The 12,356-nt window shown below is 68.5% G+C and carries 10 protein-coding genes; 5 read left to right on the top strand and 5 right to left on the bottom strand.

The window, feature by feature from the left end; all coding sequences use genetic code 11:
- Nucleotides 1–117: 117 nt before the first annotated feature.
- The 5 genes from AC3A6J_RS14700 to AC3A6J_RS14680 form a co-directional block, all read right to left on the bottom strand.
- Complete coding sequence (locus AC3A6J_RS14700) at nucleotides 118–1,290, bottom strand: ABC transporter substrate-binding protein (RefSeq protein ID WP_487860698.1); 1,173 nt, start codon at nucleotides 1,288–1,290, stop codon at nucleotides 118–120.
- Nucleotides 1,287–2,099, bottom strand: a complete 813-nt coding sequence (locus AC3A6J_RS14695; RefSeq protein ID WP_487860697.1) for an alpha/beta fold hydrolase — start codon at nucleotides 2,097–2,099, stop codon at nucleotides 1,287–1,289. Before AC3A6J_RS14695 ends, AC3A6J_RS14700 begins: the two co-directional genes overlap by 4 nt.
- A gap of 136 nt (nucleotides 2,100–2,235) precedes the next feature.
- Nucleotides 2,236–3,786, bottom strand: a complete 1,551-nt coding sequence (locus tag AC3A6J_RS14690) for a benzoate-CoA ligase family protein (protein WP_487860696.1) — start codon at nucleotides 3,784–3,786, stop codon at nucleotides 2,236–2,238.
- Entirely contained in the window at nucleotides 3,783–5,348 is a 1,566-nt protein-coding gene (locus AC3A6J_RS14685) for a 3,4-dehydroadipyl-CoA semialdehyde dehydrogenase (RefSeq protein ID WP_487860695.1), read from the bottom strand. Before AC3A6J_RS14685 ends, AC3A6J_RS14690 begins: the two co-directional genes overlap by 4 nt.
- Nucleotides 5,345–5,815 carry a DUF4863 family protein gene (locus tag AC3A6J_RS14680; protein WP_487860694.1) on the bottom strand — a complete coding sequence of 157 codons (471 nt, stop codon included), beginning with the start codon at nucleotides 5,813–5,815 and terminating at the stop codon, nucleotides 5,345–5,347. Before AC3A6J_RS14680 ends, AC3A6J_RS14685 begins: the two co-directional genes overlap by 4 nt.
- A 201-nt stretch (nucleotides 5,816–6,016) precedes the next feature.
- Here AC3A6J_RS14680 and AC3A6J_RS14675 point away from each other — a divergent pair, with 201 nt between their 5' ends.
- The 5 genes from AC3A6J_RS14675 (at nucleotide 6,017) to AC3A6J_RS14655 (ending at nucleotide 12,094) form a co-directional block, all read left to right on the top strand.
- Entirely contained in the window at nucleotides 6,017–6,955 is a 939-nt protein-coding gene (locus AC3A6J_RS14675) for a helix-turn-helix transcriptional regulator (protein WP_487860693.1), read from the top strand.
- A gap of 139 nt (nucleotides 6,956–7,094) precedes the next feature.
- Nucleotides 7,095–8,774, top strand: coding sequence for a 2,3-epoxybenzoyl-CoA dihydrolase (boxC, locus tag AC3A6J_RS14670; RefSeq protein WP_487860692.1), 1,680 nt, complete (start codon nucleotides 7,095–7,097; stop codon nucleotides 8,772–8,774).
- Between the two features lie 31 nt (nucleotides 8,775–8,805).
- Nucleotides 8,806–10,233, top strand: coding sequence for a benzoyl-CoA 2,3-epoxidase subunit BoxB (gene boxB, locus AC3A6J_RS14665; protein ID WP_487860691.1), 1,428 nt, complete (start codon nucleotides 8,806–8,808; stop codon nucleotides 10,231–10,233).
- Nucleotides 10,234–10,356: 123 nt separating this feature from the next.
- Nucleotides 10,357–11,640: a benzoyl-CoA 2,3-epoxidase subunit BoxA gene (gene boxA, locus AC3A6J_RS14660; RefSeq protein ID WP_487860690.1), complete on the top strand. Its 1,284-nt coding sequence runs from the start codon at nucleotides 10,357–10,359 to the stop codon at nucleotides 11,638–11,640.
- Between the two features lie 10 nt (nucleotides 11,641–11,650).
- The gene (locus AC3A6J_RS14655; RefSeq protein ID WP_487860689.1) at nucleotides 11,651–12,094 is read left to right on the top strand and encodes a MaoC family dehydratase; all 444 of its coding nucleotides are present in this window, start codon (nucleotides 11,651–11,653) and stop codon (nucleotides 12,092–12,094) included.
- Nucleotides 12,095–12,356: the final 262 nt, after the last annotated feature.

Raw genomic sequence — 12,356 nt, 5'->3', positions numbered from 1 at the left:
CGAAGCGCCCACGATGTTCGCGAGACACCGCGGAACCGGCTTTGCCGGGCCGCAGGTGTCGCCCCCTTGAGGGGGAGGCGGCTACACGAAGTGAGCCGCTTCGGGGGTGGGCCTTACTTACATTCTGCAGCCGCGGGCGGGGTCGGCCAGACCCTTGATGGCCGTGCTCACCACCTTGTTCTCCTTGCCCTCGACCTTGCGCAGGTAGATGTCCTGCACCGGGTTGTGCGACTTGCTCATCGTGAACGTGCCGCGCGGGCTGTCGATCTTCGCCTTCTCGATGGCGGCGGTGAACTCGGCCTTCTTCGAGATGTCGCCCTTGGTGGCGGCCAGGCCCACGCCGAGCATCTGCGCTGCGTCGTAGCCCTGCACGGCGTACACGTCGGGCTGCATCTTGAACGACTTGGCGTAGCCGGTGCGGAAGGCGTTGTCGCGCGGCGTGTTCAGGCCGTCGGCGTAATGCAGCGTCGTCAGCATGCCCTGCGCGGCGTCGCCCTGCGCCTCGAGCGTGCCGTCGGTCAGAAAGCCCGGGCCGTAGAGCGGAATGGTCTTGTTGAGGCCCGCGGCCTGGTAGTCCTTGACGAACTTCACCGCGCCACCGCCCGCGAAGAAGGCGTACACCGCATCGGGCTTGGCCGCAGCGATCTCGGTCAGGAGCGCCTGGAACTCCACATTGGGGAAGGCCAACGTGAGCTGCTTGTCGACCTTGCCGCCGTTCTTCTCGAAGCCTTCCTTGAAGCCGTTGGCCGACTCGTCGCCGGCCGCGTACTTCCAGGTGATGGTGATGGCCTTCTTCTTGCCCTGCTGCTTGGCCGCGACCTCGCCCATCGCGTAGGCCGGCTGCCAGTTGCTGAACGAGCTGCGGAAGATGTTGGGCGCGCACATCGGGCCGGTCACCGCGTCGGCGCCGGCATTGGGAACGATCAGCACGGTGCCGCTTTCCTTGGCGGCCTTGGCCATCGCCATCGCGACGCCGGAGTGCACCGTGCCGACGATCACGTCGACGTTGTCGCGCTTGATGAGCTTGTTGACGTTGTCGGTGGCCTTGGCAGGGTCGGATTCGTCGTCGACCTTGAAGTACTCGATCTCGCGGCCGGCGAGCTTGCCGCCCTGTTCGTCGACGTAGAGCTTGAAGCCGTTCTCGATGGCCACGCCGAGCGCGGTGTAGGTGCCGCTGAAGGGCAGCATCAGGCCGACCTTGAGCTTGGCCGAACCCTGCGCCGCGGCGGTCGATGCGAGTGCGGCGAAAGCGATCGCGGTAAGCGCGAGGCGGGCGGTGCGAATGGTCATAGGGACTGTCTCCGATTGTGGGTGGTAATAAAAAGGTTGGCCGCGACGATGACACGATCCGGCTGATCGCGATGCGGGGAATGCCCGCATTCCGCGAGTTCAAGCAATTCGCATGCCCCGCCGACGCGCGCCGCGATGCCGCGGACCTGTGCGAGCGTGCCGTATTCGTCGTCGATGCCCTGGACCGCGAGCACCGGGCTGCGGATCGCGTCGATTTCGGCTTCGATGTTCCATTGGCGGAAGGGCGGATGCAGCCAGATGCGGTTCCAGCCCCAGAACGCCGAGTCCGCGCTATCGTGGTAGCGGCCGAGCTTCTGCGGCAGGTCGGTCGAAAGGTAGGCGCTGCGCGCTTTCTCGATGTTTTCGACGGTCACGTCCTCGACGAAGATGTGCGGCGCGAGCACCACGAGGCCGGCCACGCGAGCGGGAAAGCGCGCAGCGTACAGCAGAGAGATCGACCCGCCGTCGCTGTGCCCGAAGAGCCACGGCGTCTCGCCGTCGAGCCCCAGTGCGGCGAACAGCGCGGGCAGTACCTCGTGCGCCTGGCGGTGCATGAAGTCGACGTCCCAGGTTTCGTCTTCGCCGCGAGGCGTCGAGCGGCCGTAGCCCGGGCGCGAGAACACGAGGCCGCGCACCTTGGCGGCCTCGCACAGGCGCGCGGGAAAGTCCTTCCACATCGCGACCGAGCCGAGGCCTTCGTGCAGGAAGACGACGAGCGGGGCGTCGGTGCGCTCGGGGGCGATCCATGCGCACTCGATCTGCACGGCGCGGCCGCGCCAGTCGATGGTGGCGAATTCGGCGGTGCTCATGGTATTGCTCCTTCCCCCTCTGGGGGAAGGTTGGGATGGGGGCGCGCGGCGTTGGCAGAGGCCATGCCTTCGCGAAGGCCGCCTGCCCCCACCCCCACCCTCCCCCAGAGGGGGAGGGAGAAAGACAGCGGGAGCTTCACGCCTGCTTCTCCTTCTCGCGCAACCGAAACCGCTGGATCTTCCCCGTCGCCGTCTTCGGCAGCTCGGGCACGAACTCCAGGAAGCGCGGGTACTTGTACGGCGCGAGGCGTTCCTTCACGAAGGACTTGAGCTCGTCCTCGGTCGCCGCGGCGCCGTCCTTCAGCACCACGAAGGCCTTGGTCTTCGTGAGCCCGTCGCTGTCTTCCTTGCCGATCACCGCGGCCTCGAGCACGCCCGGGTGCTGCATCAGCGTGGCCTCGACCTCGAACGGCGAGACGTAGATCCCGCTGACCTTCAGCATGTCGTCGCTGCGGCCCGCATAGGTGTAGTAGCCATCGGCGTCGCGCGTGTACTTGTCGCCGCTCTTGGTCCAGCCGCCCTGGAAGGTGTCGCGCGACTTCTCGCGGTTGGCCCAGTACATCAGCGCCGAGCTGGGCCCGCGGATGTAGAGGTCGCCGACTTCGCCGTCGACCACGGGCCGGCCGTCCTCGCCGCGCAGCTCGACCTCGTAGCCCTCGACCGGCCGGCCGGTGGTGCCGTAGCGCACGTCGCCGGGGCGGTTGCTGATGAAGATGTGCAGCATCTCGGTGGAGCCGATGCCGTCGATGATCTCGCAGCCATAGTGCGCCTTGAAGCGCTGTGCGATCTCGCCCGGCAGCGCCTCGCCGGCCGACGAGCACATGCGCAGGGCCACGGCCTCGCGCGGCGGCAGCTTCGGCGAGGCGAGCATGCCCGCAAAGCCCGTTGGCGCGCCAAAGAACACGGTCGGCTGGTGCGCCGTCCAGCGGCGGAAGGTGGCGTCGGGCGTGGGCCGTTCGGCCATCAGCACCACCGTGGCACCGACCGAGAGCGGGAAGGTCAGCGCATTGCCGAGCCCGTACGCGAAGTACATCTTCGCGGCCGAGAAGCAGACGTCGTTCTCGGTCAGGCCGAGCACCGGCTTGCCGTAGAGCTCGGCGGTCCACCAGAGGTTGGCGTGCGTGTGGACCGTGCCCTTGGGCTTGCCGGTGGAGCCGGAGGAATAAAGCCAGAAGCCCGGGTCGTCCGACGCGGTGGGCGCCGCCGCAGGCATCGGCGCCACATCGGCGAGCGCGGCCTCGAAATCCTTCGCGCCTTCGGGCAGCGCGCCGGTTGGCTGCGAGACGAAGAGCGTGTGCACTTCATGCGGCGCGCGGTTCATCGCCTCCTGCAACCCCGGCATCAGCGCGCCCGAGATCAGCGCGGCCTGCGCGCGGCTGTGGTCGAGCATGTAGGCGTAGTCGTCGGGCGTGAGCAGGGTGTTCACCGCGACCGGCACCACGCCCGCATAGAGGCAGCCGAGAAAGCTCACGGGCCAGTCGCTGCTGTCGAGCATCAGCAGCAGCACGCGTTCCTCGCGCCGCACGCCGGCCGCCTTGAGGGCAGCCGCCAATCGGCGCGCGCGGTCTTCGAGCTCGCCGTAGGCCAGCCGGCCGCGGTCGTCGATGTACGCCGTGCGATCGGCGCGGCCACGGTTGAGCGCGAACAGGTGTTCGGCGAAATTGAATCGGGGGGGCAGCAGCGTCATGTTCTTGTTTCCTGGAGGCCCAGCGCGGCCAGCACGCCGGGGCTCGCCTGCACGGCGGTCCGGCGGTGATAGAAGTCGAGCGCGCGCAGCCCGCCCAGCTCGGCGCCGCCGCCGGCACGGCCGGGGCCGCCGTGCAGCGACATCGGCATCACGGTGCCATGGCCCGTGTGGGCCTGCGCCACCTCGGGGGACACGACGTGCACGCGCCCGTGGCTCGGCGCCACGGCCAGCGCGGCTTGGGCCAGTGCCGCATCGTCGCTGCCGTACAGCGACACGACCAGCGAACCCTGGCCGCGGTGCGCGAGCGCCGTGGCATGGGCGAGGTTGCGGTAGGGCAGCAGCGTGGCGACCGGGCCGAACACCTCGATGTCGTTCACGCGCGCGGCGGCATCGGCGTCGCGCGCGCCAAGCAGCACGGGGCCGATGCAGGCTGCGATGGCAGGGTCGGCATCCACCAGCGGCGCCTTGCGGCCGTCGTGCAGCACGGTGGTTTGCGTGGACAGCGCGTCGAGCCCTTCGCGCACCGCATGGAGCTGGGCGCGGCTCACGAGCGAACCCATGCGCACGGCCTCGTTGCGCGGATTGCCCACCGTGACGGCCGAGAGCTTCGCGCCGATGGCCTCGGCCGCGGCGTCGTACACCTCGGCCGGCACCAGGATGCGGCGGATCGCGGTGCACTTCTGGCCCGACTTGACCGTCATCTCGCGCACCACCTCGCGCACCAGCAGGTTGAACGCCTCGCTGCCGGGCGCGGCGCCGGGCAGCAGCAGGGCGCTGTTGAGGCTGTCGGCCTCGATGTTCGCGCGCACCGAGCGCGCGGCCACCGCTGCATGCGAACGGATCAGTGCGGCCGTCTCGGCCGAGCCGGTGAACGACACCACGTCGAAGGGCTGCAGCGCCTCCATCAGGCCGGCCGAGGTGCCACACACCACCGACAGCGCGCCCGCGGGCAGCACGCCCGCATCGACCACATCCTTGACCATGCGATGCGTGAGCCAGGCGGTCGCGGTGGCGGGCTTCACGATCACCGGCACGCCCGAAAGCAGGGCGGGCGCGGCCTTCTCCCACAGGCCCCACGACGGGAAATTGAAGGCGTTGATGAACAGCGCCACGCCGCGCGTGGGCAGCTGCAGGTGCTGCGACTGGAACACCGGCTCCTTGCCGAGCTTCACCGCGTCGCCGTCGCGCAGCACGCGCCCGTCGCCCAGCGCATCGCCCCATTTCGCATACTGGCCGAGCGTGAAGATGGCGCCGTCGATGTCGACCGCCGAGTCGTTCTTCACGGTGCCCGAGTTGGCGGTGGCGATCTCGTAGTAGCTGTCGCGGTTTGCTTGCAGCACCTTCACGATGGCCGCGAGCAGCCCGGCGCGCTCGCGGTAGGTCAGCGCGCGCAGCGCTGCGCCGCCCTGTTCGCGCGCAAACGCGAAGGCCGCGGGCAGGTCGAGGCCCGTGGCGTCGACGCGCACGAGTTCGGTGCCGAGCACCGGGTCGAAGAGCGGCGTGCCGGCGTCCGAGCCGCTTTGCCAGTGGCCGGCGACGAAATTGGCGAGGCGTTCGGTCATTGGGTGAACTTGATCTGCCCTTCCGGCAGCAGGTAGAGAACGAGCGCCCGGCCTTGCGCGACGGTCGGGCGGTGTGCGGTGCCGGGTCCGTAGACGCACCAGCCCGCGGGGCGTCCGTCGAAGGTGGCGGCGCTGCCGTCCAGCGGCATGATCAGGTCGATCTCGCCGTTCGGATGCGTGTGGTGCGGGCCGGCAATGTCCTGCATGTCGACCACGTCGACCGAGAAACGGTGCAGCGCGTCGTCAGCTTTGAACACGCGGCCGTAGCGGATGCCGCCGCCTTCGCGCTCGCAGAGCCAGCCTTCGGCCACGCCGCCGATGCAGGCCGCGCGCAGGCGCTCGAAACGCGCGCTGCCGGCACCGTGCTGGGCGTTCAACCACGCCTCGAGCTGCGCGTCGAGCGGCCGCCCGGCGATCTCGGCGGTGAGGCCGGCAATCAGTTGATGAAAATCTTCCTTGCTGGACATGGCGGGCTTCCTGTTGGAGGCTGGCTGGCGGGGACGCCGCCGCGGCTGCGAACTTTTGGTCTCACTTGCGCGATGGCGGCGTGTGCAGTATCTTGCTTGTAGTCGAACGATAAGCACCGAGACAATGGGTGTCAAGCAATATAGTGCATCTATGGTGTTTACCCTGAGCGCGCACAATCCTGGCCAGGAACGAGGACTTGCATGAACGAGCATGGAGACACGGTGCTGGCCACCGCGCCGGAAAGCGGCAACAACGCCGCGCCCGCCGGGGAGGCGAAGCATCCGCTGCTGGCGGCGCTGGGCGAGCGCGTGCGCAACCTGCGCGCGCAGCGCGGCCTCACGCGCAAGGCGGTGGCCGTGGCGGCCGATGTCTCGGAGCGGCATCTGGCCAACCTCGAATACGGCATCGGCAATGCCTCGATCCTCGTGCTGCAGCAGGTGGCGGGCGCGCTGCACTGCTCGCTGGCCGAACTGGTGGGCGACGTGACGACCAGCTCGCCCGAGTGGCTGCTGATCCGCGAACTGCTTGAAAAGCGCAGCGAGGCCGACCTGCGCCGCGTGCGCCTGGCCCTCGGCGAATTGCTCGGCACCGCCTCGGTCGATCCGGCGCGGCACCGGCGCATCGCGCTCGTGGGCCTGCGCGGTGCGGGCAAGTCGACCCTGGGCCAGATGCTGGCCGACGACCTCGAGCTGCCCTTCGTGGAGCTGAGCCGCGAGATCGAAAAGCTCGCGGGCTGCAGCGTGCGCGAGATCCACGACCTCTACGGCACCAACGCCTACCGCCGCTACGAGCGCCGCGCGCTCGAGGAGGCGGTGCAGATCCACAGCGAAGTGGTCATCGCCACGCCGGGCGGGATCGTGTCCGACCCGGCCACCTTCAACGAGCTGCTCGCGCACTGCACCACCGTCTGGCTGCAGGCCTCGCCCGAGGAGCACATGGGCCGCGTGGCCGCCCAGGGCGACACCCGCCCCATGGCCGCGAGCCGCGAAGCGATGGAAGACCTGCGGCGCATCCTCAACGGCCGCGCCGCCTTCTATTCGAAGGCCGACCTGTCGGTGGACACGAGCGGCAAGAGCCTGACCGACAGCTTCCAGGCGCTGCGCGCCGCGGCGCGGCAGGCTATGGGCATCGGCGCCTGAACCGGGCCCGACCCGGGACGATGAAAAAAAGCACAACAGGCATTGACTTGCCTGTTCGCATGCAGCATGATGCATGTCATCGGCGCTGGAATGTGCAATATTTTTCCGGTTCGCATCCGCCCCCACAGGAGACTTCCGTATGACCGAGACCACCCCCCCCGTCCAGGCGCCTCCGCGCGTCGACTACCGCGTCGAACCGGCGCAGTACAAGCATTGGAAGTTGAATGTCGAGGGCAGCGTGGCCCGCCTGGTGCTCGACATCGCCGAGGACGGCGGCATCCGCCCGGGCTACAAGCTCAAGCTCAACAGCTACGACCTCGGCGTGGACGTCGAGCTCAACGACGCGCTCAACCGCGTGCGCTTCGAGCATCCCGAGGTGCGCAGCGTGATCGTGACCAGCGGCCGCGACCGGATCTTCTGCTCGGGCGCCAACATCTTCATGCTCGGCGTCTCGAGCCACGCCTGGAAGGTGAACTTCTGCAAGTTCACCAACGAGACGCGCAACGGCATCGAGGATTCGTCGAAGCACTCGGGCCTCAAATTCATCGCGGCCGTGAACGGCGCCTGCGCCGGCGGCGGCTACGAGCTGGCCCTGGCCTGCGACGAGATCGTGCTGGTGGACGACCGCTCCTCGGCCGTGTCGCTGCCCGAGGTGCCGCTGCTCGGCGTGCTGCCCGGCACCGGCGGCCTGACCCGCGTCACCGACAAGCGCCATGTGCGCCACGACCTGGCCGACATCTTCTGCACCAGCGTCGAAGGCGTGCGCGGCCAGCGCGCGGTTGACTGGCGCCTGGTCGACGCGATCGCCAAGCCTGCGCAGTTCGCTGCCACGGTGCAGGAACGCGCCGCGCAGCTCGCGGCCGGCAGCGACCGCCCGGCCGGCGCCAAGGGCGTGGCGCTGACCCGCCTCGAGCGCACCGACAGCGCCGACGGCATTGCCTACAGCCACGTCGACGTGAAGATCGACCGCAGCAAGCGCACCGCCACGATCACCGTCAAGGCGCCCACGGGCGCACAGCCGGCCGACGTGGCCGCCATCGAGGCCGCGGGCGCCGCCTGGTGGCCGCTCGCGATGTGCCGCGAACTCGACGATGCGATCCTCAACTTGCGCACCAACGAGCTCGACATCGGCACCTGGCTGCTCAAGACCGAAGGCGATGCCGATGCGGTGCTTGCGTCGGACGCCGTGATGCTGGCCCACAAGGACCACTGGCTGGTGCGCGAGACCATCGGCGCGCTGCGCCGCACGCTGGCGCGGCTCGACGTGTCCTCGCGCAGCCTGTTCGCGCTGATCGAGGCCGGCTCCTGCTTTGTCGGCACGCTCGCCGAGCTGGCCTTTGCCGCCGACCGCAGCTACATGCTCGCGCTGCCCGACAATGCCGGGCGCGCGCCGAAGCTGGTGCTGAACGAATTCAACTTCGGCTTCTTCCCGATGGTCAACGACCAGAGCCGTCTGCAGCGCCGCTTCTACGAAGAGGCCGCGCCGCTCGAGGCCGCGCGCGCCGCGGCCGGCCAGCCGCTCGATGCCGACCAGGCGCTGAAGCTCGGCCTCGTCACCGCTGCGCCCGACGACATCGACTGGGACGACGAGATCCGCATCGCCATCGAGGAGCGCGCCGCCATGTCGCCCGACGCGCTCACCGGCCTCGAAGCCAACCTGCGCTTCGCGAGCCGCGAGAACATGGCGACCCGCATCTTCGGCCGGCTCACGGCCTGGCAGAACTGGATCTTCAACCGCCCCAACGCCGTCGGCGAGAAGGGTGCCTTGAAGGTCTACGGCACCGGCGAGAAGGCCGGCTTCGACTTGAACCGCGTGTGAACTGGCAGCCCCTACAACCCAAGGAACAACGATGAGCACGATCAACTACAGCGAGAAGATCCCCAACAACGTCAACCTCGGCGAAGACCGCACGCTGCAGCGCGCGCTCGAAGGCTGGCAGCCCAACTTCATCAACTGGTGGGACGACGTGGGCCCCGAGGGCTCGACCAACCACGAGGTGTACCTGCGCACAGCCGTGAGCGTCGATCCGCAAGGCTGGGCCCAGTTCGGCCACGTGAAGATGCGCGACTACCGCTGGGGCATCTTCTTGAACCCGGGCGACGCCAACCGCGAGATCCACTTCGGCGACCACAAGGGTGAGAAAGCTTGGGCGGACGTGCCCGGCGAGCACCGCGCCAACCTGCGCCGCATCATCGTGACGCAGGGCGACACAGAGCCGGCCTCGGTCGAGCAGCAGCGCCACCTCGGCCTGACCGCGCCGTCGATGTACGACCTGCGCAACCTGTTCCAGATCAACGTCGAAGAGGGCCGCCACCTCTGGGCCATGGTCTACCTGCTGCACAAGCACTTCGGCCGCGACGGCCGCGAGGAAGCCGAGGCGCTGCTGCAGCGCACCTCGGGCGACGTCGACAACCCGCGCATCCTCGGTGCCTTCAACGAGAAGACGCCCGACTGGCTCGCGTTCTTCATGTTCACCTATTTCACCGACCGCGACGGCAAGTTCCAGCTGGCCGCGCTGGCCGAAAGCGCTTTCGATCCGCTCGCGCGGACCACCAAGTTCATGCTGACCGAAGAGGCGCACCACATGTTCGTGGGCGAGAGCGGCGTCTCGCGCGTGCTCTCGCGCACCGCGCAGGTCATGAACGAACTCAAGACCGACGACCCGCAGAAGGTGCGCGCCGCCGGCGCCATCGATTTGGGCACCATCCAGCGCTACCTGAACTTCCACTACAGCGTGACCATCGACCTGTTCGGTGCCGACCAGTCGAGCAATGCCGCCATCTTCTACAGCTCGGGCCTGAAGGGCCGCTACGAAGAAGGCAAACGCACCGACGACCACGTGCTCAAGGGCCAGACCTACAAGGTGCTCGAGGTCAAGGATGGCCAGCTCGTCGAGAAGGACGTGCCGATGCTCAACGCGCTCAACGAAGTGCTGCGCGACGACTTCATCAAGGACTCGGTGGCCGGCGTCGGCCGCTGGAACAAGGTGCTCGAGAAGGCCGGCATCCCGACCCGCCTGGTGGTGCCGCACAAGGCCTTCAACCGCCAGATCGGCGCGCTCGCGGGCATCAAGATGTCGCCCGAGGGCCGCGTGGTCAGCGAGACCGAATTTGCCGCCAAGAGGAACGAATGGCTGCCAAGCGCCGAGGACTTCGCCTTCGTGGCATCGTTGATGGGCCGCGTGGTCGAGCCGGGCAAGTTCGCCGGCTGGATCGCGCCGCCGGTGATGGGCATCAACCGCCAGCCGGTGGATTTCGAATACGTCCGCTTCGGTTGACGGGTATTTCTCCTTCCCCCGTTGGGGGAAGGCCGGGATGGGGGCCAGCAGCGTGACCACGACCAACGCCGCCGGCCCCCACCCAACCCTCCCCCGAAAGGGGAGGGCTTCAGGAGAAACAACATGGACATGGCCGTCGAAACCGGGATCATCAAGCAGCACCTGATCGATCCCGAGATCTGCATCCGCTGCAACACCTGCGAGGCCACCTGCCCGGTCAACGCGATCACGCACGACGACAACAACTACGTCGTGCGGGCCGACATCTGCAACGGCTGCATGGCCTGCATCTCGCCGTGCCCCACGGGCTCGATCGACAACTGGCGCACCATGCCCGTGGTGCGCGCGTACACCATCGAGGAACAGCTGGCCTGGGAGTCGCTGCCGCCCGAGCTGCCGCCCGAGGAACTCGAGGCCGCAGGCGCATCCGCGGAGCCTGCCGCAGCCGCGGCACCGGCCGCAGTGCCGGCGGAGAGCGCCGCCGCCGTCGATTCCGTCGAGCCGGTCTTCAATTCCGCGCAGTTCGGCGCCACCGTGCCGCCCTGGTCGGCCGCGCACGCCTACACGAATCTCTTCCCACCGAAGACGCCGACCACGGCCACCGTCGTGGGCAACTTCAACTGCACCGAAGCCGGCTTCGACAGCGAAACGCACCACATCGTGCTCGACTTCGGCGTGGTGCCGTTCCCGGTGCTCGAAGGCCAATCGATCGGCATCGTGCCGCCGGGCACCGACGCGCTGGGCAAGCGCCACCATGCGCGGCAGTACTCGGTGGCCAGCCCGCGCAACGGCGAGCGGCCCGGCTACAACAACGTCTCGCTCACCGTGAAGCGCGTGACCGAAGACCATCAGGGCAGTCCGGTGCGCGGCATCGCCTCCAACTACGTCTGCGACCTCAAGGTGGGCGACACGGTGCAGGTGGTCGGTCCGTTCGGCGCCTCGTTCCTGATGCCGAACCATCCGAAGTCGCACATCGTGATGATCTGCACCGGCACCGGCAGCGCCCCCATGCGCGCCATGACCGAATGGCGCCGACGCCTGCGCAAGAGCGGCAAGTTCGAGGGCGGCAAGCTCATGCTGTTCTTCGGGGCGCGCACGCAGCAGGAGCTGCCGTACTTCGGGCCGCTGCAGTCGCTGCCAAAGGATTTCATCGACATCAACCTCGCGTTCTCGCGCACGCCCGGCAGCCCCAAGCGCTACGTGCAAGACCTGATGCGCGAGCGCGCTGCCGACCTCGCGGTGCTGCTGAAGGACGGCGCGAGCCACTTCTACGTCTGCGGCCTCAAGAGCATGGAAGAGGGCGTGGTGCTCGCGCTGCGCGACATCGCGAAGGAGGCGGGGCTTGACTGGGACGCCGTGGGCGGTGCGCTCAAGCGCGAAGGCCGGCTGCACCTCGAGACGTACTGAGCGCCGGCGAATGAAGTTCGCCGACTTCCAAGCGGGCCAGGTCATCGAGGCCGGGCCCTACGTGCTGACCGAAGCCGAACTCGTGCGCTTCGCGAAGGACTACGACCCGCAGTGGTTCCACACCGACGCCGAGGCTGCGGCCGGCAGCCCCTTCGGCGGGCTCATTGCAAGCGGCTGGCACACCTGCGCGATCGCGATGCGCCTGGTCGTCGGTGCCGCACTCGAGGGCTCCGAATCGTTCGCCTCGCCGGGGCTCGAGCATGTGCGCTGGCCGAACCCGGTGCGGCCCGGCGACGCGCTGCGGCTCGTCGCCGACGTGATCGAGGTGCGGCGCTCCGAGAAGCGGCCCACGCTCGGCATCCTGCGCTGGCGCTGGCAGCTGTTCAACCAGCGCGAGATGCTGGTGCTCGATGCCGAGGTCACGAGCCTGTTCAGGCTCCAAGCCGCGACCTGATCAAGAAAAGCCCGCGAGGCGCTGCGGGCTCCGGCTGCGGGTACCGCGGCGCGCTTACTTCCGGATCTCGGCGCCACCCACGGCCCCGGTGGCGCCGCTCACTGCATTCGTGGTCCCACCGCCTCAACTGCGTTTGTCGCCATGTGCGCCGTGGGCGCGCGGGGTGTGGGCGCCCTCCGTCGGCGGAGACGGGGGGTGAAGCGTTTGGCCGTCCGCTGCATCGAGGCAGCGGATGGGTTCGAAAGAATCTGTTGTGCGCTGC

The organism is Variovorax sp. Soil_C_39, assembly GCF_057656815.1.
This window is presented reverse-complemented; position numbering and strand designations above follow the sequence as displayed.

Excerpts from the sequence above, each read along its gene's own strand:
- AC3A6J_RS14695 (WP_487860697.1), bottom strand. The coding sequence starts at position 2,099 with ATGAGCACCGCCGAATTCGCCACCATCGACTGGCGCGGCCGCGCCGTG.
- AC3A6J_RS14680 (WP_487860694.1), bottom strand. The coding sequence starts at position 5,815 with ATGTCCAGCAAGGAAGATTTTCATCAACTGATTGCCGGCCTCACCGCC.
- boxB (WP_487860691.1), top strand. The coding sequence starts at position 8,806 with ATGAGCACGATCAACTACAGCGAGAAGATCCCCAACAACGTCAACCTC.
- AC3A6J_RS14690 (WP_487860696.1), bottom strand. The coding sequence starts at position 3,786 with ATGACGCTGCTGCCCCCCCGATTCAATTTCGCCGAACACCTGTTCGCG.
- AC3A6J_RS14655 (WP_487860689.1), top strand. The coding sequence starts at position 11,651 with ATGAAGTTCGCCGACTTCCAAGCGGGCCAGGTCATCGAGGCCGGGCCC.
- AC3A6J_RS14675 (WP_487860693.1), top strand. The coding sequence starts at position 6,017 with ATGAACGAGCATGGAGACACGGTGCTGGCCACCGCGCCGGAAAGCGGC.
- AC3A6J_RS14700 (WP_487860698.1), bottom strand. The coding sequence starts at position 1,290 with ATGACCATTCGCACCGCCCGCCTCGCGCTTACCGCGATCGCTTTCGCC.
- boxA (WP_487860690.1), top strand. The coding sequence starts at position 10,357 with ATGGACATGGCCGTCGAAACCGGGATCATCAAGCAGCACCTGATCGAT.
- boxC (WP_487860692.1), top strand. The coding sequence starts at position 7,095 with ATGACCGAGACCACCCCCCCCGTCCAGGCGCCTCCGCGCGTCGACTAC.
- AC3A6J_RS14685 (WP_487860695.1), bottom strand. The coding sequence starts at position 5,348 with ATGACCGAACGCCTCGCCAATTTCGTCGCCGGCCACTGGCAAAGCGGC.